Raw genomic sequence first — 19480 nt, 5'->3', positions numbered from 1 at the left:
GCCCCTCCCGACACACCAGACCCACCAGGACCGGCACCACACGTGAGCTCCTCCACCTCGTCGCCCCAGCCCGCCCCGGGCGCGTACCGCCTGGTGCGCACCCGGCCGGGCCCCGCGGCCCCCCTTGAGCCGGACGCGGCCCAGCGCGCGGTGGTCGACCACGAGCGGGGCCCCCTGCTGGTCCTCGCCGGACCCGGCACCGGCAAGACCACCACCCTCGTCGAGGCCGTCGCGCAGCGGGTGCGGCGCGGCACCGACCCCGAGCGGATCCTCGTCCTCACCTTCAGCCGCAAGGCCGCCGTCGATGTGCGCGACCGCATCGCCGCCCGCCTCGGCGGCACCCTCGGCCCCCAGGCCACCACCTTCCACTCCTACTGCTACGCCCTCGTGCGCGCCCACCAGGACGCCGAGGCGTTCGCCGAACCCCTGCGCCTGCTGTCCGGCCCCGAACAGGACGTCATGGTCCGCGAGCTGCTGGAGGGCGAACTCGCCCTCGGCCGCGAGGGCCGCGGCCGCGTGCGCTGGCCCGACGAACTGCGCGCCTGCCTGACCACCCGCGGCTTCGCCGACGAAATGCGCGCCGTCCTCGCCCGCACCCGCGAGCTCGGCCTCGGCCCCGGCGACCTCGGCGCCTTCGCCCACCGCAGCGGCCGCCCCGACTGGCGCGCCGCCGCCGCCTTCCTCGCCGAGTACCTCGACGTCCTCGACGCCCGCGGCGTCCTCGACTACGCCGAGCTCGTCCACCGGGCCGTCCTCCTCGCCGAACGCGACGACGTCGCCGCCGACCTCGCCCGCCGCTACGACGCCGTCTTCGTCGACGAGTACCAGGACACCGACGCCGCCCAGAACCGCCTCCTGCACGCCCTCGCCGGCGGCGGCCGCACCCTGATCGCCCTCGGCGACCCCGACCAGTCCATCTACGCCTTCCGCGGCGCCGACGTCGGCGGCATCCTCGACTTCCCGCACGCCTTCCCCACCGCCGACGGCACCCCCGCACCCGTGGCCGTCCTCACCACCTGCCGCCGCTCCGCCGCGAACCTCCTCCAGGCCACCCGGCTGCTCACCCGCCGCATGCCGCTGACCCGCCTGCCCGCCGACGCCGTACGCGCCCACCGCGACCTGACCGCCGTCCACGACGGCGGCCGCGTGGAGACGTACACCTACCCGACGGCCGGCGCCGAGACCGACAACATCGCCGACATCCTGCGCCGCGCCCACCTGGAGGAGGGCGTCCCCTGGCAGGACATGGCCGTCCTCGTCCGCGCCGGCACCCGCTCGATCCCCACCCTCCGCCGCACCCTGACCGCGGCAGGCGTCCCGGTGGAGGTCGACGGCGACGACATCCCCCTCCGCCACGAACCGGCAGTGGCCCCCCTGCTCACGGCCCTCCGCGTGGCCGCGGAAGCGGCCCTGCGGGAGGCGACGGGAGCCGCGGAGGCCTCCGCCCAGGAGGCCGCACCCGAGAACGCCCCCGCGCCGGAGGCGCCGGAGGCATTGGCGGCCGAGACGGCCATCGGGTTGCTGACGTCGCCCCTCGGGGGCATGGACGCCGCCGATCTGCGGCGGCTCGGGCGGGCCCTGCGGGAGGAGGAGCGTGCTGCGGGGGAGGTTGCCCCGCGGCCCTCGGACGAGCTCATTGCCCGGGCGCTCGCCGAGCCCGAGCGCCTCGTCGCGCACGACCCGGCGTACGCGCGCGCCGCGCAGCGCCTGGGTGGGCTCTTGCGGGAGGCGTGCGCGATCCTGGTGCGCGGCGGTACCGCCGAGGACGCCCTGTGGGCGCTGTGGGACGGCACCCCGTGGCCCTCGCGTCTGCAGCGGGCGGCGCACCGCGGCGGTCCTGCCGGCCGCAACGCCGACCGTGATCTCGACGCGGTCTGCGCCCTGTTCGAGACGGCCGCCCGCGCCGAGGAGCGCACCGGCGGTCTCGGTGCCCTCGGCTTCCTCGACGAGGTCGAGGCCCAGGACATCGCTGCCGACACCCTCACGCGCCGCCCGGTGCGCCCGGACGCCGTACGTCTGATGACCGCGCACCGCTCCAAGGGCCTGCAGTGGCGGCTGGTCGTCGTCGCCGGCGTGCAGGAGGGCCTGTGGCCGGACCTGCGCCGGCGCGGTTCCCTGCTGGAGGCCGACCGCATCGGGCGGGACGGGCTCGCCGAGCCGCTGCCCGCGGGCGCCCTGCTCGCGGAGGAGCGCCGCCTGTTCTACGTGGCGGCCACCCGTGCCCGCGAGCGGCTGGTCGTCACCGCCGTGCAGGCCGCCGCGGAGGACGGCGATCAGCCGTCGCGGTTCCTGGCCGAGCTCGGTGTGGAGCCCGTGGCCATAGCCCATCGTCCGCGCCGGCCCCTGGCCGTGGCCGCGCTGGTGGCCGAGTTGCGCGCGACGACCGTGGATCCGGCGGTCACCCCGGCGCTGCGCGCCGCCGCGGCCCGGCGGCTGGCCGCCCTGGCCGCGCTGCGGGACGAGGACGGCCAGCCCCTCGTACCCGCCGCCCACCCCTACCGCTGGTGGGGGTTGCACGAGACGACGCACAACGAGACCCCGCTGCGCGATCCCGAGCGGCCGGTGGCCCTGTCGCCGTCGGCCGTCGGCCAGCTGACCGGCACGGGCTGTTCGCTGCAGTGGTTCCTGGGCCGCGAGGTCAAGGCGGACGCCCCGGCCACGGCGGCGCAGGGCTTCGGCAACGTCGTCCACGTCCTGGCCGACGAGGTCGCCTCCGGCCGTACGCCCGCGGACCTCGCCGTGCTGATGGAGCGCCTCGACGGCGTGTGGGACGCCCTCGCCTTCGACGCGCCGTGGAAGTCGCAGCAGGAGAAGGAGACGGCCCGCGCCGCCCTGGAGCGGTTCCTGCGCTGGCACGTGATGGAACGCGGCCGGTACCCGGTCGCCACCGAGCACCCCTTCGACGTGACCCTCAAGGCCGAGCAGTACCTCGTGCGGGTGCGCGGCTCCATGGACCGCGTCGAACGCGACGACCACGGCCGCGCCTACGTCGTCGACTTCAAGACCGGCAAGAACGCGCCGACCGCCAAGGACGTCGCCGTCCACCCCCAGCTCGCCGTCTACCAGCGGGCCGTCGCCGAGGGCGCGGTGGACGACGTCTTCGGCGGCCGCCGCCCGGAGCCGGGCGGCGCCGAACTCGTCCACCTGCGCCAGGGTGCGGCCAAGAAGGAGGGCGGCGACGCCCTGCCCAAGGTGCAGGCCCAGGACGCCCCGGACGGCGAGTGGATCGGCTCCCTCCTCGCGGAGGCCGCCGGCCGCGTCCTCGAGGAACGCTTCACCCCCCGCCCCGGCCAGCACTGCACGCACTGCACCTTCCGTGCCTCGTGCAGCGCCCGGCCCGAAGGCCGCCACGTCGTTGAGTAAGAGTGATGTCAGTGGCCCCCGGTAGCGTTCCCGGCGTGACCCCGCGCCTGACCGATCCCGAGGAGCTCAAGGAGCTCCTCGGCATTCCGTTCACCCCGGAGCAGACGGCCTGCATCACCGCGCCGCTCGCCCCGCAGGTGATCGTCGCCGGCGCGGGCTCGGGCAAGACCACCGTCATGGCGGCCCGTGTCGTGTGGCTCGTGGGCACCGGGCAGGTGGCTCCCGAGCAGGTGCTCGGCCTGACCTTCACCAACAAGGCCGCGGGCGAGCTGTCGGAGCGCGTCCGCAAGGCCCTGGCCGCGGTCGGCACCGTGGCGGAGGAGGCCGACGGCGAGCCGCGCATCTCGACGTACCACGCGTTCGCGGGGCAGCTGCTGAAGGAGCACGGCCTGCGCATCGGCCTGGAACCCAGCGCCCGGCTCCTCGCGGACGCCACCCGCTTCCAGCTGGCCGCCCGCGTGCTGCGCTCCTCGCCGGGCCCCCACCCGGCCCTGACGCGTTCGTTCGCCGACCTGGTCGCCGACCTCCTCGCGCTCGACGGCGAGCTGGCGGAGCACCTGGTCGACCCGGCCCGCCTGCGCGCGTTCGACGAGGGCCTGCTGCAGGAGCTCGACGGGGTGCGGCTGACCAACGCCGACCTGCGCAAGGTCCCCGAGACCGCCCGTGCCCGCCGGGAGCTCCTCGGCCTCGTCGAGGCGTACCGCCGCGAGAAGCGCTCCCGCGATCTGCTCGACTTCGGCGACCAGATCGCGCTGGCCGCCGAGCTCGCCGGCACCCGGCCGGAGGTCGGCCGCATCCTGCGCGAGAGTTACGCCGTCGTCCTCCTCGACGAGTACCAGGACACCTCCGTCGCCCAGCGCCTGCTGCTGGCCGGCCTGTTCGGTGCCGGCAGCGGCCACGCCGTCACCGCCGTCGGCGACCCCTGCCAGGCCATCTACGGCTGGCGCGGCGCCTCCGTCGCCAACCTCGACGACTTCCCCCGCCACTTCCCGCACGCCGACGGCACCCCCGCCCGCCGCCGGGCCCTCAGCGAGAACCGGCGCAGCGGCGGCCGCCTCCTGGACCTCGCCAACGGCCTGGCCGCGCCGCTGCGCGCCCGTCACGAGGGCGTGGAGGCCCTGCGCCCGGCGCCCGGCGCCGAGCGCGACGGCGTCGTGCGCTGTGCCCTGCTGCCCACGCACGCCGAGGAGCTCGACTGGCTGGCCGACTCCCTCGCCCACCTGGTGCGCACCGGCACCCCGCCCGGGCAGATCGCCGTCCTGTGCCGCACCGCCACCGACTTCGCCGGCATCCAGGCCGCCCTTGTCGAGCGCGACGTCCCCGTCGAGGTCGTCGGCCTGTCCGGGCTGCTGCACCTGCCCGAGATCGCCGACCTGGTCGCCGTGTGCGAGGTCCTGGACGACCCCACCGCCAACGCCGCCCTCGTCCGCCTCCTGACCGGCCCCCGCTGGCGCATCGGCCCCCGCGACCTCGCCCTGCTCGGCCGCCGCGCCCGCACCCTCGTCCCGTACGCGGGCACCGGCACCGACCCCGGGCGCCGGCTGGCCGAGGCCGTCGAGGGCACCGACCCCACCGAGACCGTCTCGCTGGCCGACGCCCTCGACACCTTCCTGACCACCGCCCCCGACGACGGCCTGCCCTTCTCCAAGGAGGCCGCCGTCCGCTTCGCCCGGCTGGCGGCCGAGCTGCGCGACCTGCGCCGCAGCCTCGCCGACCCGCTCATGGACGTCCTGCACCGCGTCCTGGCGACCACCGGTCTGGAGGTCGAGCTCTCCGCCTCCCCGCACGCCCTGGCCGCCCGCCGCCGCGAGACCCTCACCCGCTTCCTGGACGTGGCCGCCGGCTTCGCCGCCCTCGACGGGGAGGCGACGCTGCCCGCCTTCCTGGGGTTCCTGCGCACCGCCGCCCAGTACGACAAGGGCCTCGACGGGTCCCTGCCCGGCGGCGAGGACACCGTCAAGATCCTCACTGCGCACAAGTCCAAGGGCCTGGAGTGGGACGTCGTCGCCGTGCCGGGCCTGGTCGCGAAGAGCTTCCCGAGCGAGCAGGGCCGCGAGGCATGGACGGCCCAGCCCAAGGTGCTGCCGCACCCCCTGCGCGGCGACGCCGCCACCCTCCCGGAGCTGACCGGCTGGGACGCCAAGGGCATGACCGCGTTCAAGGCGGCGATGAAGGAGCACCAGCACACCGAGGAGCTCCGCCTCGGGTACGTCACCTTCACCCGCCCCCGCTCCCTCCTGCTGGCCTCGGGCCACTGGTGGGGCCCCAGCCAGCGCCGGCCCCGCGGCCCGTCCGTCTTCCTGGAGGCCCTGCGCGAGCACTGCGAGGCGGGCCACGGCGAGATCGAGGCGTGGGCCCCGGCCCCGGAGGAGGGCGAGGAGAACCCCGCCCTGGCCGAGGACGAACGCGAGCACTCCTGGCCCCTGCCGCTGGACGCGGCCTCCCTCGCCCGCCGCCGCGCGGCCGCCCGCGCGGTCCTGGACCACCTCGCCGACGCCAACGCCGACGCCGCCGACGGCGACAGCGCGGCGCGAGAAGCGGAGGAGGACGAGCTGCTTCCCGAGGAGGCCCGCACCGTCGCCTCCTGGGACCGCGACCTCGACGCCCTCGTCGGCGAGCTGCGCCGCGCCCGCGCCACCGTCCGCGAGGTCGAGCTGCCGGCCGCGCTGACCGCCTCCCAGGTCGTGCGCCTGGCCGCCGACCCCGACGGTTTCGCCCGCGACCTGGCCCGCCCGATGCCCCGGCGCCCGCAGCCCGCGGCCCGCCGCGGCACCCGCTTCCACGCCTGGGTCGAGTCCCGCTTCGAGGCGCTGCCGCTGCCCCTGCTCGGCCCCGACGAGCTGCCCGGCGGCGAGGACGACGATCCCCGCATCGCCGACGAGCGCGACCTGGCCGAGCTGAAGGAGGCCTTCCGCCGCACGCCGTACGCCCACCGCACGCCCTACCGCGTGGAGGCGCCCGTCCAGATCACCCTCGCCGGCCGGGCGATCCGCGGCCGCATCGACGCCGTCTACCGCACCCCCGCCCCGGACGGCGGCCACCACTACGAGATCGTCGACTGGAAGACGAGCCGCGACGGCGACGCCGACCCCCTCCAGCTCGCCGTCTACCGCGTGGCCTGGGCCGAGCAGCACGGCATACCGCTGGAATCCGTCAGTGCCGCCTTCGTCCACGTACGCGACGGCCTGACCGTCCACCCGCCGGGCCTGCCCGACCGCGCCGGCCTGGAAAAGATCATCCTGGGGGAGGAAGTGTGAGGAAACCCGCTCCGAGCCGGTCCGCGGCTGCCGATAGGCTCGATGCATGAGCAACACCCCGGACACCGTCGTCCGCGCGTACCTCGCCGAGCACCGCGCCGCCTTCCTCCAGGACCTGGCCGAGTGGCTGCGCATTCCCTCCGTCTCGGCCGACCCGGCCCATGCCCCGGACGTACGCCGCAGCGCGCAGTGGCTCGCGGACAAGCTCACGGAGACCGGCTTCCCCGTCGCCGAGGTGTGGGAGACGGGCACGCAGGAGGCCCCCGGCGCCCCCGCCGTCTACGCGGAGTGGCCCTGCGGCGACGCCGCCGCGCCCACCGTCCTGGTCTACGGGCACCACGACGTCCAGCCCGCCGCCCGCGAGGACGGCTGGCACACCGACCCCTTCGAGCCCACCACCGTCGGCAACCGCCTCTACGCCCGCGGCGCCGCCGACGACAAGGGCCAGGTCTTCTTCCACGCCCTGGGCGTACGGGCCCACCTGGCCGCCACCGGCCGCACCGCGCCCGCCGTCAACCTCAAGCTGCTGATCGAGGGCGAGGAGGAGTCCGGCTCCCCGAACTTCCCCGCGCTCCTGCACGCCCACCGCGACCGCCTCGCCTGCGACGTGGTGATCGTCTCGGACACCGGCATGTGGTCCGAGGACACCCCGACCGTCTGCACGGGCATGCGCGGCCTGGCCGAGTGCCAGATCGACCTGTACGGCCCCGACCAGGACATCCACTCCGGCTCCTTCGGCGGCGCGGTGCCCAACCCCGCCACCGAGGCCGCGCGCCTGGCCGCCGCCCTGCACGACGAGGACCGCCGCGTCACCCTCCCGGGCTTCTACGACGGCATCGTCGAGCTCACCGACCGCGAGCGCGAGCTGATCGCCGAGCTGCCCTTCGACGAGAAGCGCTGGCTGGGCGCCGCCCACTCGCACGGCACCCTCGGCGAGAGCGGCTACAGCACCCTCGAACGCATCTGGGCCCGCCCCACCGCCGAGGTCAACGGCATCGGCGGCGGCTACCAGGGCCCCGGCGGCAAGACCATCGTCCCGTCGAGCGCCCAGCTGAAGCTGTCCTTCCGGCTCGTCGCCGGCCAGGACGCCGAGCGCATCCAGGACACCCTGCGCCAGTGGGTGGCCGACCGGCTCCCCGCGGGCATCCGGCACGAGATCACCTTCACCGGCTCCACCCGCCCGTGCCTGACGCCCCTGGACCACCCGGCCCTGACCTCGCTCGCCCGCGCCATGGGCCGCGCCTTCGGGCAGGAGATCCGCTTCACGCGCGAGGGCGGCTCCGGCCCCGCCGCCGACCTGCAGGACGTCCTGGGCGCACCGGTGCTGTTCCTCGGCATCTCGGTGCCCTCCGACGGCTGGCACGCCCCGAACGAGAAGGTCGAGCTGGACCTGCTCCTGAAGGGCGCCGAGAGCGCCGCCCACCTGTGGGCCGACCTCGCCGCCACCTACGCCGGCGGGCCGGCCGCCCGCGCCTAGCCGCGGACGCCGCCCTGCGCACCGCACACCACCGGCGCCGGCCCGGCCACCGGCCCGTACCGCGGCACCAGCCGCAGCAGCACGACCACCGTCAAGAGGGGGAGTTGGAAGCAGCCGTGACCATGACCGACTGGACCGATCTCACAAGCACCCGGCCCATCACGCTCAGCGGCGCGAGCGGCATCGACAGAGCCGCCCACCACCGGCTCGACGAGGCCTGGCTCTCCGCCGCCTGGAGCCACCCCACCACCCGGGTCTTCGTGGTCTCCGGCGGTCAGGCGCTCGTCGACGACACCCCCGACGGCCGCACCGAACTGGTCATGACGCCCGCCTTCGAGGCGCCCGTCACCGAGACCCACCGCTACTTCCTGGGCCAGGACGCCGACGGCGTCGCCTACTTCGCCGTCCAGAAGGACAGCCTGCCCGGGCGCATCGACCAGTCCGCGCGCCCCGCCGGGCTGCGCGAGGCCGGCCTGCTGCTCTCCCCCCGCGACGCAGGGCTGCTGGTGCACGCGGTGGCCCTGGAGAACTGGCAGCGCCTGCACCGCTTCTGCTCGCGCTGCGGCGAGCGCACCGTCATCGCCGCGGCCGGCCACGTCCGCCGCTGCCCGGCCTGCGGCGCCGAGCACTACCCGCGCACCGACCCCGCCGTGATCATGCTCGTGACCGACGAGAAGGACCGCGCCCTGCTCGGCCGGCAGATGCACTGGCCCGAGGGCCGCTTCTCGACCCTGGCGGGCTTCGTGGAGCCGGGGGAGTCCATCGAGCAGGCCGTGCGCCGCGAGGTGGCGGAGGAGGCCGGCGTGAGCGTCGGCGACGTCGAGTACGTCGCCAGCCAGCCCTGGCCCTTCCCCTCCAGCCTCATGCTGGGCTTCATGGCCCGCGCCACCTCCTGCGACATCCAGGTCGACGGCGAGGAGATCCACGAGGCGCGCTGGTTCTCGCGCGACGAGCTGCGGGCCGCGTTCGAGACCGGGGAGGTGCTGCCCCCCACCGGCATCTCGATCGCGGCCCGGCTGATCGAGCTCTGGTACGGCGAGCCCCTGCCGTAGACCCCTGCCGCAGAGCCTGCTCAGACCCCGCTGAGGCTGCCGATCTTGGCCTTGACCTGCGCGAGGGAGGGGTTGGTGAGCGTGGAGCCGTCGGCGAAGAGAACGGTGGGGACCGTCTGGTTCCCGCCGTTCGCCTTCTCGACGAACGCCGCCGAGTCGGCGTCGAGCTCGATGTTGACCTCGTTGTAGGCGATGCCCTCGCGCTCCATCTGGCTCTTCAGCCGGCGGCAGTAGCCGCACCAGGTGGTGCTGTACATCGTCACGGTGCTCGACATGCGACCCGCGCTCCTTCTGATCGGTGCTGCTCCGAGGGAGCAACCTGGTGTTTCCGGACGGTCAACGCCCACCGACGATGGCGCATTCCCGTCGCCCCGCCGCAGTGGCGCACAGCACGTCGTGACTTGTACGACCGCACGGCCACCCCTGTGGACAACATTCCCGCTCGCCCCGGTGGACCTGGCAGCATGGCGGGGTGACAGCAGCAACGCACTCTCCCCTCTTCTCCCAGGGCTTCCCCCAGGTGCCGGAGACGGCCGACGCGGTGCTCGACGGGCTCGACCCCGAGCAGCGCGAGGTGGCCACCGCCCTGAGCGGGCCGGTGTGCGTCCTCGCCGGTGCCGGCACCGGCAAGACCCGGGCCATCACCCACCGCATCGCCTACGGCGTGCGCTCGGGGATCCTGCAGCCCGCCAGTGTGCTCGCCGTCACCTTCACCAACCGGGCCGCCGGGGAGATGCGCGGCCGGCTGCGGCAGCTGGGCGCCGGCGGCGTCCAGGCCCGTACGTTCCACTCCGCCGCCCTGCGCCAGCTGCAGTACTTCTGGCCCAAGGCCGTCGGCGGGGAGATGCCCCGGCTGCTGGACCGCAAGGTCCAGGTGGTCGCCGAGGCCGCCGCCCGCTGCCGCATCCGCCTCGACCGCAACGAGCTGCGCGACGTCACCGCCGAGATCGAGTGGGCCAAGGTCACCCAGACCGTCCCCGAGGACTACCCGGCCGCCGCGGCCAAGGCAGGCCGCGAGGCGCCCCGCGACACCGCCGAGATCGCCCGCGTCTACGGCATGTACGAGCAGCTCAAGCGCGAGCGCGGCGTGATCGACTTCGAGGACGTGCTGCTGCTGACCGTCGGCGTCCTGCAGGACCGCCACGACATCGCCGAGACCGTGCGCCGGCAGTACCAGCACTTCGTCGTCGACGAGTACCAGGACGTCAGCCCCCTGCAGCAGCGGCTGCTGGAGCTGTGGCTGGGCGAGCGCGACACCCTGTGCGTGGTCGGCGACGCCAGCCAGACCATCTACTCCTTCACCGGCGCCACCCCCGACCACCTGCTGAACTTCCGCATCCGGCACCCCCACGCCACGGTGGTCAAGCTCGTCCGCGACTACCGCTCCACCCCCCAGGTCGTCCACCTCGCCAACGGGCTGCTCTCCCAGGCCCGCGGCCGGGCCGCCGAGCACCGCCTGGAGCTGGTCTCCCAGCGCGGCCCCGGCCCCGAGCCGGCCTACGTCGAGTACGCCGACGAGCCCGCCGAGGCCGAGGGCACCGCCCGCCGGGTGCGCGAGCTGATCGCCTCCGGCGTCCCCGCGAGCGAGATCGCCGTCCTGTACCGGATCAACGCCCAGTCCGAGGTCTACGAGCAGGCCCTGGCCGACGCCGGGGTGCCCTACCAGCTGCGCGGCGCCGAGCGGTTCTTCGAGCGGCCCGAGGTCCGCGAGGCCGGGCTGCTGCTGCGCGGCGCCGCCCGGGCCGGCGGCCACGGCGACGCCCAGCTCGCCGACGCCGAGGACCTGCCCGCGCAGGTACGGGCCGTGCTCGGCACCCGCGGCTGGACGCCCCAGGCCCCCGCCGGCTCCGGAGCCGTCCGCGACCGCTGGGAATCCCTGGCCGCCCTGGTGCGCCTCGCCGAGGACTTCGCCCGCGCCCGCCCCACCGCCACCCTCGCCGACCTGGTCGCCGAGCTGGACGAGCGGGCCGCCGCCCAGCACGCCCCCACCGTCGAGGGCGTCACCCTCGCCTCCCTGCACGCCGCCAAGGGCCTGGAGTGGGACGCCGTCTTCCTGGTGGGCCTCACCGAGGGCATGCTCCCCATCACCTACGCCAAGACGGACGAGCAGGTCGAGGAGGAGCGCCGCCTCCTCTATGTCGGCGTCACCCGCGCCCGGGTGCACCTGACCCTGTCCTGGGCACTGTCCCGGGCCCCCGGCGGGCGCCCCACCCGGCGCCCCACCCGCTTCCTGGCCGGGCTGCGGCCCGGCACCACCGCGGCCCGCGCCGGGCACGCCTGCGCACCCGCCGCCGGGCGGGGCGGCATCGAGCGCGGAGTGCGGCGCACGCGCGGTCACGCCCGCTGCCGGGTCTGCGGGCGGACGCTGACCGACGCCGGGGAGATCAAGCTGATGCGCTGCGAGGACTGCCCCTCGGAGCTGGACGAGGCGCTCTACGAGCGGCTGCGCGACTGGCGGGCCGAGCAGGCCCGGCTGCTGGGCCAGCCCGCGTTCTGCGTCTTCACCGACAAGACGCTGCTCGCGATTGCCGAGGCCGTTCCGGGAACCGAAGCGGAGCTGGCGTGCATCTCAGGTGTCGGAGGACGAAAGCTCGACCGGTTCGGGGCCGACGTCCTCGCCCTGTGCGCAGGCGCGGAGCCGCCTTCGGATGTGTCCCAGGACACCTCCGAAGAATCTCCGGAAAAATAGTTTGCGCCCGCGGAGGCAGTGCCCATAGCCTTCCGAGCAGGGAAACGACGGGTCCTTTACGGATCCGCCGGGTTCCTGCTGCACTCAACCGAAGACGACCGCTCGCAGCGGTCCCCGAGACGCCGAGAGGAGGCGGAGAAAATGATCAGCTTCAACAGCTTCGACAAAATGACCGATCGCCGTATCGGCTCCGCCATGCTCGGCTCCGGATTCGGTTCCTTCCAGGGCACCGGTGTGTCCGGTGCCGGTCGGATCGTCCTCATCGAAGAGCGACCGACCAAGGCGTCCGAGGTCATGGCAGCAGCACAGGCGCAGGCTCCGGCCTATGCCTTTGCGCCGGCGGCCAATGGCGCCGAGTCGGTCACCGTCCAGCAGCAGCACCTTCCCAAGACGTGGGCCTTCCGTGGGCTCGAACCCTGGAGAGATCCAGCCTGATCGGCGCGATCAGGTCGGCACCTTCCAGGGCCGCGGAACCCACACCGGGATCCGCGGCCCTTCGCTTTGCCCCCAAGCCGGGGGACACCACTCCGGCCACCCGCCGGAACAACAGACGAGGAATCACACACCGTGCAACTCAAGGCGCACACCCCGTCCGTAGCCACCGACTTGATCCCCCCGCCCGTCCCCACGGAGGACTCCTTGACCGCCCTGACCACCCTGACGGACCTCGACGAGGCCATCGAGAACCTCGGCGTGCCCGTCCCGTGCCGCAGCTACGACCCGGAGGTCTTCTTCGCCGAGTCGCCGGCCGACGTCGAGTACGCCAAGTCCCTGTGCCAGACCTGCCCGCTGCGCGCCGCCTGCCTCGCCGGCGCCAAGGACCGCCGCGAGCCCTGGGGCGTCTGGGGCGGCGAGCTGTTCGTCCAGGGTGTGGTCGTCGCCCGCAAGCGTCCCCGCGGCCGCCCGCGCAAGAACCCGGTCGCCGCATGATCACCGCAGGCACCATCGACCGCCCCTCGACGCACGACCCCAAGAAGCAGGACCCGACCATGCAGCGCCCGACCCCCGAGCCCTTCGTCTCCCACGAGACCGCCACCGAGCACCGCCAGAACAGGAACCACGCCATGCAACTCATCCCAGAAGCCCTGGCCAGGGCTCATGTGCACGACCGGCTGCGCGAGGCCGAGTCCCAACGCAGGGCCGTGCGCCTGGCCACCGCCCGGCGCATGCAGCGCCGTGCCGAGCGCGCCTCGCTGCGCGCCCGTCGCGCGCTGGCCATGGCCGTCATGCAGTGAGCGCCCGCGGGGCCGGTCCGAACGGACCGGCCCCGCGTCGCGTCGCGCCGCGTTGGGTGCGCCACCCGCACCCCGCCCGCTCGCGGGGCTATCGTCGGGGACGTGGCCTCCAAGACGCATGAACCCGTGCAGCTGGGCCCCGAGCCCGCCGAGCCGGTCACCTGTGCCCGCTGCGGAACGCCGGCCCCCGGTGGCACCCCGCCCCCCACCTGGACCTGCTCCGTGGAGAACGGCAGACGTCAGTACTTCTGCGACGCCTGCGCCCGGGCCAACATCCGGGCCATCGAGGGCCGCCTGGACTCCGCCTGGTGGTGAGGGCCCGGTTCAGGCGGAGGTGTCCCGGCTGTGGGCGCTCGGCGCGAAGCCGGGCACCCACGCCTCCATCTCCTCCCGGAGCCGGACCGTCGCGCCCAACTGGCAGAGCACCCCTATCGTGCTCATCGTCACCCGGTGGATCAGCAGATACGACGGGGGCAGGTTGAGCTGCCGCGCCAGCTGGTAGGCGGGGGAGCGCGGGTCGGCGATGCGGGCCGCCTGCGCGCGCAGCCAGTCACGCGTGAAGGTGAACTCGTCCACCTGGGCCGGCTCGATGATGGGCACCAGATAATCCAGCACCGCCTCCGGATCCAGCTCGATACCCGGCTTGACGAACCCCTCGGACCGCAGCAGCTCGTGCACCGCGGCGGCGTCGCCCTCCAGCGCCAGCCGCAGGGCCGTCCCGATCTCCACGGGCAGCCCGCGCGGCAGCCGGTCGACCGTGCCGAAGTCCAGCACGCCCAGCCGCCACTTCTCCGGCGGGCCGTCGGGGGAGCCCTCGGTCAGCAGCCGGAAGTTGCCCGGGTGCGGGTCCGCGTGCAGCAGGCCCGTGCGGGCCACGCCGGAGAACAGGAAGCGGGCCAGCAACTGACCGGCGCGGTCCCGCTGCTCCCGGGTGCCGTGCGCTATCACCTCGGACAGCGGCACCCCCTCCAGCCACTCGGTGACCAGCACCTGATCGCCGTGGTGCACCACATCGGGCACCGCCACGTCGGCATCGCCCGCGAACTCCCGGGCGTGCTCGCCCTGCGCCCGCGCCTCCAGCCCGTAGTCCAGCTCCTCCGAGACCCGGTCGCGCAGCTCGGTGATCAGCGGCTTGATGTCCATGCCCGGCACCAGCGGGCCCAGCAGCTTGGCGAATCTGCCCAGTTGGGTCAGGTCCGACAGCAGCGCCTCGCCCGCGCCCGGATACTGCACCTTCACCGCGACCTCGCGCCCGTCGTGCCAGACCGCCCGGTGCACCTGCCCGATGGAGGCCGCCGCGGCCGGCTTGTCCTCGAACTCCTCGAACAGATCCCGCCAGTCCTCGCCCAGCCGCTCCGCCAGGGCCGCGTGCACCGACGTCACCGGCAACGGCGGCGCCGCTTCCTGAAGCTTGGTCAGCGCGGCCCGGTAGGGCCCGGCGATCTGCTCCGGAAGGGCCGATTCGAAGACGGACAGCGCCTGACCGAGCTTCATGGCACCCCCCTTGAGCTGCCCGAGCGTCGCGAAGAGCTGCTCGGCCGTGCGCTGCTGCAGCTCCGCGGCGATCTTCTCCGCCGGCCGGCCGCCGATGCGCTTCCCCAGCCCGAGCGCCGTGCGCCCCGCGAACCCCAGCGGCAACGCGGCCAACTTGACGGTACGGGTGACCGCCTTGCGGGGTAGATCAGACATGCGCCCCTCCAACTAGCTGAACAGCCACGCCGCGGACGGCGGTTACCGGGACATTGTCCCGTGCGGGCCCGACGCGGCCCCGGCGTTCTCCGCAGGCGCGAAGTCCGCCGCTCCACACAGGCACCGCGGATGCGGCTCGACGGGCCGCGGATCCCAGGCGGGCCCCGGCAGCGCCAGCTCCAGCCGCACCCCCGCGCCCGCGACGGGCCCACCGTCGAGGAAGGCCAGCGCCCGCGCCACGGTCAGCCCCGCCACGACCGTGGCCAGTGCCATGTCGCAAGACGGTACCCCCGAGGAGCGCCCCGACCTCCACTGGGCGAGCATCCGGGGCCAGGCCGGATCCCGGTCGGCCCGGGCCAGCTCGACGCAGCCCGCGCAGGCCGACCGGCCCGGCAGCACCAGCGGCCCCACCACCCCGGTGGCCTCCAGCACCCCCGCGTACAGGTGCGGGGTGCCCAGGGCGACGAGGTCCTCCACGGCCGTAGGGTCGGGGGCGTAGGCCGCGAGCCCGTCGCGGGGGGCGATGATCACCAGGGCCGGCGCCTCCTCCGCCCCCTCCTCCGCCTCCCGGGCCCAGGAGGCCCCGCCCGCCCGCGCACGCGGCGGCGGCACCGGCACCGCCTGCTGCACCACGCGCCGGGCGGCGATGTCCCGCCGCTCGCCCGTGCGCTCGGGCCCCAGCCCGCCCGGCGCCACGTCCCACGGCTCGACCCGGCCCCCGTCCTGCACCTCGACGCGGCCCACCCCCGAGGCGGACAGCAGCGCCGCGACGGCCGCGCCCACCCTGCCCGCCCCGCGCACCCGCACCCGTCTGTCCTGGCGGGCCGCCAGCACCCGCAGCGCCGCCCCCGGCCCGGGGTGGAGCACCGACAGCGACGCCAGATCCGGGCGCAGCCGCTCCAGGCCACCGCCCCGGCTGCGCAGCGCGGCGGCCCCCGCGCCGCCGCCCCGCGGGTCGTCGATCAGCCCGGCCGCGGACAGCCGCGCCACCAGGTCGTCGGCGCGGCCCTCCGGCAGCCCCATGCCGCGGGCCTCCTCCCGCAGCAGCTCCAGCCCGCGCGTCCCGTCGAGCAGGCCCATGAAGCAGCCCGTCGCGGTGTCCACCGGCCCCACCACCACCGCGTGCGCGGGTGCCACCCCGAACTGCACCGTGTCCCGGTTGCGCCAGGCCCGGCGCAGCGCGGGCTTGAGCATTGGGTGCGGCCCGTGCGCCGCCACCTGCTGGGCCACCTGCTGGGCCGCTTGCTGGGCCACCTGCTGTGCCGGCTGTTGTGCCGCCTGCTGTTCCGCTTCGCGTTCGCGTTGCTGCATGCTCTCCCCCTCGTCCGGACCCCAGCATGCCGACGGCGGGGCCGGCCCGCCCGGAGTTGTCCACAGGGGAGGGGGATAGTCGTACAAGCCGTGCGCCCTGCGGGTGGTTCCCCGACAACCGACCCGGGGGCGGGACTTCCCGCGCCGCCAGCGGGTAACGTCGGGGCGTGCCCGTCGACCCCCTGAACAGTGCCGCGAGGCCGCCGCGCAGTGCCCCGAGCCCGCTCACGCGGGCGGCGGCACACACCGGTCCGGTCGAGGTCCGACGGAGCGCACGCCGCCGCAGGACGGTCTCCGCCTACCGCGAGGGCGACCGCACCATCGTCCTCATCCCCGCCCGCATGTCGGAGGCGGAGGAGCGGCGCTGGGTCTCGGTGATGCTGGACAAGCTCGCCGCGCAGGAGAGCCGGCGGATGCTGGGCGACGGCGAGCTGCCCGAGCGCGCCCGGCGCCTGTCCGAGCAGTACCTGGACGGGCGCGCGCGGCCGGCGAGCGTGCGCTGGGTCACCAACCAGAACACCCGCTGGGGCTCGTGCACCCCCGCCGAGGGCAGCATCCGCCTCTCGCACCGCCTGCAGGGCATGCCCGAGTACGTCGTGGACTACGTCCTGCTGCACGAGCTGGCCCACCTGCTCGTGCCCGGCCACGGCCCCGAGTTCTGGCGGCTGCTGGAGGCCTACCCCCGCACCGAGCGCGCCCGCGGCTACCTCGAAGGCGTGGTCGCCGCCGACCGGCTGCCGCACCTGCCCGCCGCCCGCAGCGAGTAGCGGCCGGGCCGCACCGGAACGGCACCCGAGCAGCACCCGAGCAGCACGGCACGCAACGGCGGGCCGCGCACCGGCGTGTAACGGTATGCGGCCGTCCCGTACCGGAATCGCCCCGGGATCACGGGCTGTCGCCGGCAGCGGTTAGCCTGGCGCAACGCGACGCGCCAGCAGGGCGTCCGCGGCAACGCCTTCGCACGGTACGGATGGGGGACGGTCGTCACGCATGTCCAGGGAATTCCAGCGCGGCCACAAGGCCAGGGTCAGTGACCTGACGGCGGGCACCGATCTGTACGTGGGAGTGCAGGTCGCCGGCCCCGGTCTGACCTTCGACATCAGCTGCTTCGGGCTCGACGCCGACGAGCGGCTCTCGGACGACCGGTACTTCGTCTTCTTCAACCAGCCCGCCTCGCCCGAGGAGGCCGTCCAGCTGCTCGGGCCGCAGGCCGGGGACACGGAGTCCTTCCGCGTCACCCTCGACCGCATCCCCTCCCACATCCGCAAGCTGACCTTCACCGCGACCATCGACGGCGACGGGCGGATGGGACAGGTCGGCCCGGGCTACCTGCGCCTGGTCGCGGGCGGCGTGGAGGTGGCCCGGTACGCGTTCACCGGCGCGGAGTTCAGCACCGAGCGCGCGGTGATGCTCGCGGACCTCTACCTGAAGGACGTGTGGCGCTTCGCCGCGGTCGGGCAGGGCTTCGACGGCGGTCTGGAGGCGCTGCTGAGGAACTTCGGCGGCGAGGTCCTGGAGGAGGAGCCCGCCCCGGCGCAGGCCCCGGCCGCGCCCGCCTTCGCGCCCCCGGCACAGGCCACCGCGCCCGCGCCGCCCGCCTTCGCGCCGCCGGCCGCCTCCCAGGACCCGGCCCACAAGCCCGCCGCAGCGGCCCCGCAGCCCGCCCCGGCCTTCGCGCCCCCGCCCGGCAGCACCCCGCCGCCGGCCGCCCCGCAGGTGCACGCGGCCCCCACGCTGGCCGCCCCCCTCGCACCGCCCGGCTACTTCTCCGTCGAGCCCGCCGCCGCCGCCGGCCGCACCCCCGCCCGCGGGACCGTGCCGCCGCCCCCCGGCCCGCCCGGGGCGCCGGGCCAGCACGCCTCGTACGGCCGCTTGGCGACCCCGGCACCGGCCTACGGCGGCCCCCAGCAGTACGCCGCCCCCGCCGCGCCGCCCGCACCCCCCGCGGCGCCGGCGCCGACCCAGCCGTACCCGGTCGGCCAGCCCCCGTACGCCCCCGGCACGCCGCCCCACGGCACCGGCGCGCCCGCCGGCGCCCCGGGCGTGCAGGCCGCCTTCGGCCCGTACCGCGAGGCGCCCACCGGTCAGCGCTGGACCCTGCAGAACGCCAAGCTCATCCGCGCCGACCTCGGCGCCGACCCGCAGCCCGTGCTCGCCCGGCAGGGCAGCATGGTGCTGTACCAGGGCAAGGTCGAGTTCGGCTACAAGGGCGCCGGCTTCATGGGCCGCATCGTCGGCAACGCCACCGGCCAGGAGATGCAGCTGATGCGCTGCACCGGCCGCGGCCAGGTCTTCCTCGCGGAGAACGCGGCCCACCTGCACCCGATCCAGCTGGAGAACGACGCGATCTGCGTCAGCGCCGACGCCGTCCTCGCCTTCGACGAGTCGCTGCACCACGAGGTGCGCCGGATCGACGGCCACGGCATCCCCGGCGGGGCGCTGTTCACCATGCAGTTCCACGGCACCGGCACCGTCGTCCTGAAGACCCGCGGCACCCCCGTGGTGCTGCCGGTCACGCCCACCACCTTCGCCGACGCCAACGCCGTCGTCGCCTGGTCGGCCGGCGCCCAGGTCGTCGTCACCAGCCAGGTGCGGCTGCGCCGCCACGCCTACCCCGGCCACAGCGGGGAGACCGTGAACCTCCAGTTCCGCGGTGCGCCCGGCAACTTCATCGTCGTCCAGCCCTACGAGGTCTGAGGGAGCCCGCCATGGACCAGTCGCTGATCTCGGGCCACGCCCCGACCCCGCCCGCCGCCCGCATGGAGAACCACGGCAGCAGCATGCTGAAGGTCGCCATGCAGAGCGGCCACGACCTGTTCGCCCGCACGGGCTCGATGGTCGCCTACGAGGGGTTCGTCCAGTACGAGCCCAATCCGCCCGCCCTGCGCCAGATGGCTTCCCAGTGGCTGACCGGCGAGGGCGTGCCGCTCATGAAGTGCAGCGGCGACGGCCTGCTCTACCTCGCCGACTACGGCGCGGACGTCGTGTGCATCCAGCTGGCGGGGGAGTCCGTCTCCGTCAACGGCACCAACCTGCTCGCCTTCGACGCCCACCTGCAGTTCGGTGTCGAACGCGTTAAGGGCATGGCCAAGTTCGCCGGACAGGGCCTGTTCAACGTCGTCGTCAGCGGCACCGGCTGGGTCGCGCTCACCTCGCGCGGCACGCCCATCGTCGTCGACTGCGGCAGCGGCGAGGACGAGACCTACGTGGACCCCGACGCGCTCGTGGCCTGGTCCACCAACCTGAGGATGAAGGGGAAGCGCAGCTTCAAGGCGTCCTCCATCATCGGCCGCGGCAGCGGCGAGGCGTACCAACTGGGCTTCTCCGGCCAGGGATTCGTGGTGGTGCAGCCCAGCGAGGACAGTACGGACCGGCTCCGGGCCCGGGGCTGAGGGGGACGGAAGAGA

15 protein-coding genes are annotated in these 19480 nt (G+C 74.9%); 12 read left to right on the top strand and 3 right to left on the bottom strand.

Annotated elements, in window-relative coordinates; genetic code table 11:
• Positions 1 to 42: 42 nt before the first annotated feature.
• The 4 genes from ABD361_RS25105 to nudC all read left to right on the top strand — a co-directional run bounded on the left by ABD361_RS25105 (position 43) and on the right by nudC (position 9149).
• Positions 43 to 3363: an ATP-dependent helicase gene (locus ABD361_RS25105; protein ID WP_344438228.1), complete on the top strand. Its 3321-nt coding sequence runs from the start codon at positions 43 to 45 to the stop codon at positions 3361 to 3363.
• Between the two features lie 35 nt (positions 3364 to 3398).
• Entirely contained in the window at positions 3399 to 6620 is a 3222-nt protein-coding gene (locus tag ABD361_RS25100; protein WP_344438226.1) for an ATP-dependent helicase, read from the top strand.
• Positions 6621 to 6666: 46 nt separating this feature from the next.
• Positions 6667 to 8097: a dipeptidase gene (locus ABD361_RS25095; RefSeq protein WP_344438224.1), complete on the top strand. Its 1431-nt coding sequence runs from the start codon at positions 6667 to 6669 to the stop codon at positions 8095 to 8097.
• 122 nt (positions 8098 to 8219) lie between these two features.
• Positions 8220 to 9149 carry an NAD(+) diphosphatase gene (gene nudC / locus ABD361_RS25090; RefSeq protein WP_344438221.1) on the top strand — a complete coding sequence of 310 codons (930 nt, stop codon included), beginning with the start codon at positions 8220 to 8222 and terminating at the stop codon, positions 9147 to 9149.
• 20 nt (positions 9150 to 9169) lie between these two features.
• Here nudC and ABD361_RS25085 read toward each other — a convergent pair whose 3' ends face one another.
• The gene (locus ABD361_RS25085; RefSeq protein WP_344438219.1) at positions 9170 to 9424 is read right to left on the bottom strand and encodes a mycoredoxin; all 255 of its coding nucleotides are present in this window, start codon (positions 9422 to 9424) and stop codon (positions 9170 to 9172) included.
• Positions 9425 to 9621: 197 nt separating this feature from the next.
• Here ABD361_RS25085 and ABD361_RS25080 point away from each other — a divergent pair, with 197 nt between their 5' ends.
• From ABD361_RS25080 to ABD361_RS25060, 5 genes are all read left to right on the top strand, one after another.
• On the top strand, positions 9622 to 11838 hold the full coding sequence (locus ABD361_RS25080; protein WP_344438217.1) for an ATP-dependent DNA helicase UvrD2: 2217 nt from the start codon (positions 9622 to 9624) through the stop codon (positions 11836 to 11838).
• A gap of 141 nt (positions 11839 to 11979) precedes the next feature.
• On the top strand, positions 11980 to 12273 hold the full coding sequence (locus ABD361_RS25075) for a hypothetical protein (RefSeq protein WP_344438216.1): 294 nt from the start codon (positions 11980 to 11982) through the stop codon (positions 12271 to 12273).
• 132 nt (positions 12274 to 12405) lie between these two features.
• Positions 12406 to 12768 carry a WhiB family transcriptional regulator gene (locus tag ABD361_RS25070; RefSeq protein WP_344438215.1) on the top strand — a complete coding sequence of 121 codons (363 nt, stop codon included), beginning with the start codon at positions 12406 to 12408 and terminating at the stop codon, positions 12766 to 12768.
• Entirely contained in the window at positions 12765 to 13073 is a 309-nt protein-coding gene (locus tag ABD361_RS25065) for a hypothetical protein (protein ID WP_344438213.1), read from the top strand. Before ABD361_RS25070 ends, ABD361_RS25065 begins: the two co-directional genes overlap by 4 nt.
• Positions 13074 to 13175: 102 nt before the next feature.
• Positions 13176 to 13388, top strand: a complete 213-nt coding sequence (locus ABD361_RS25060; RefSeq protein ID WP_344438211.1) for a hypothetical protein — start codon at positions 13176 to 13178, stop codon at positions 13386 to 13388.
• A 9-nt stretch (positions 13389 to 13397) separates the two neighbouring features.
• Here the strand turns inward: ABD361_RS25060 and ABD361_RS25055 are convergent, their stop codons facing one another.
• On the bottom strand, positions 13398 to 14762 hold the full coding sequence (locus tag ABD361_RS25055) for an ABC1 kinase family protein (RefSeq protein WP_344438209.1): 1365 nt from the start codon (positions 14760 to 14762) through the stop codon (positions 13398 to 13400).
• Between the two features lie 42 nt (positions 14763 to 14804).
• The gene (locus tag ABD361_RS25050; RefSeq protein WP_344438315.1) at positions 14805 to 15956 is read right to left on the bottom strand and encodes a ThiF family adenylyltransferase; all 1152 of its coding nucleotides are present in this window, start codon (positions 15954 to 15956) and stop codon (positions 14805 to 14807) included.
• A 284-nt stretch (positions 15957 to 16240) separates the two neighbouring features.
• Here ABD361_RS25050 and ABD361_RS25045 point away from each other — a divergent pair, with 284 nt between their 5' ends.
• From ABD361_RS25045 to ABD361_RS25035, 3 genes are all read left to right on the top strand, one after another.
• Positions 16241 to 16840, top strand: coding sequence for a M48 metallopeptidase family protein (locus tag ABD361_RS25045; protein ID WP_344438207.1), 600 nt, complete (start codon positions 16241 to 16243; stop codon positions 16838 to 16840).
• 223 nt (positions 16841 to 17063) lie between these two features.
• Positions 17064 to 18770 carry a TerD family protein gene (locus ABD361_RS25040; RefSeq protein ID WP_344438205.1) on the top strand — a complete coding sequence of 569 codons (1707 nt, stop codon included), beginning with the start codon at positions 17064 to 17066 and terminating at the stop codon, positions 18768 to 18770.
• Positions 18771 to 18781: 11 nt separating this feature from the next.
• Entirely contained in the window at positions 18782 to 19465 is a 684-nt protein-coding gene (locus ABD361_RS25035) for an AIM24 family protein (RefSeq protein ID WP_344438202.1), read from the top strand.
• Positions 19466 to 19480: the final 15 nt, after the last annotated feature.

Origin of the sequence: Streptomyces luteosporeus, from assembly GCF_039532865.1 — a bacterium.
GTDB classification, from domain to species: Bacteria; Actinomycetota; Actinomycetes; order Streptomycetales; family Streptomycetaceae; genus Streptomyces; species Streptomyces luteosporeus.
Note: the sequence above shows the minus strand (reverse complement) of the source record. Positions and strands in the feature narration are given on the sequence as shown.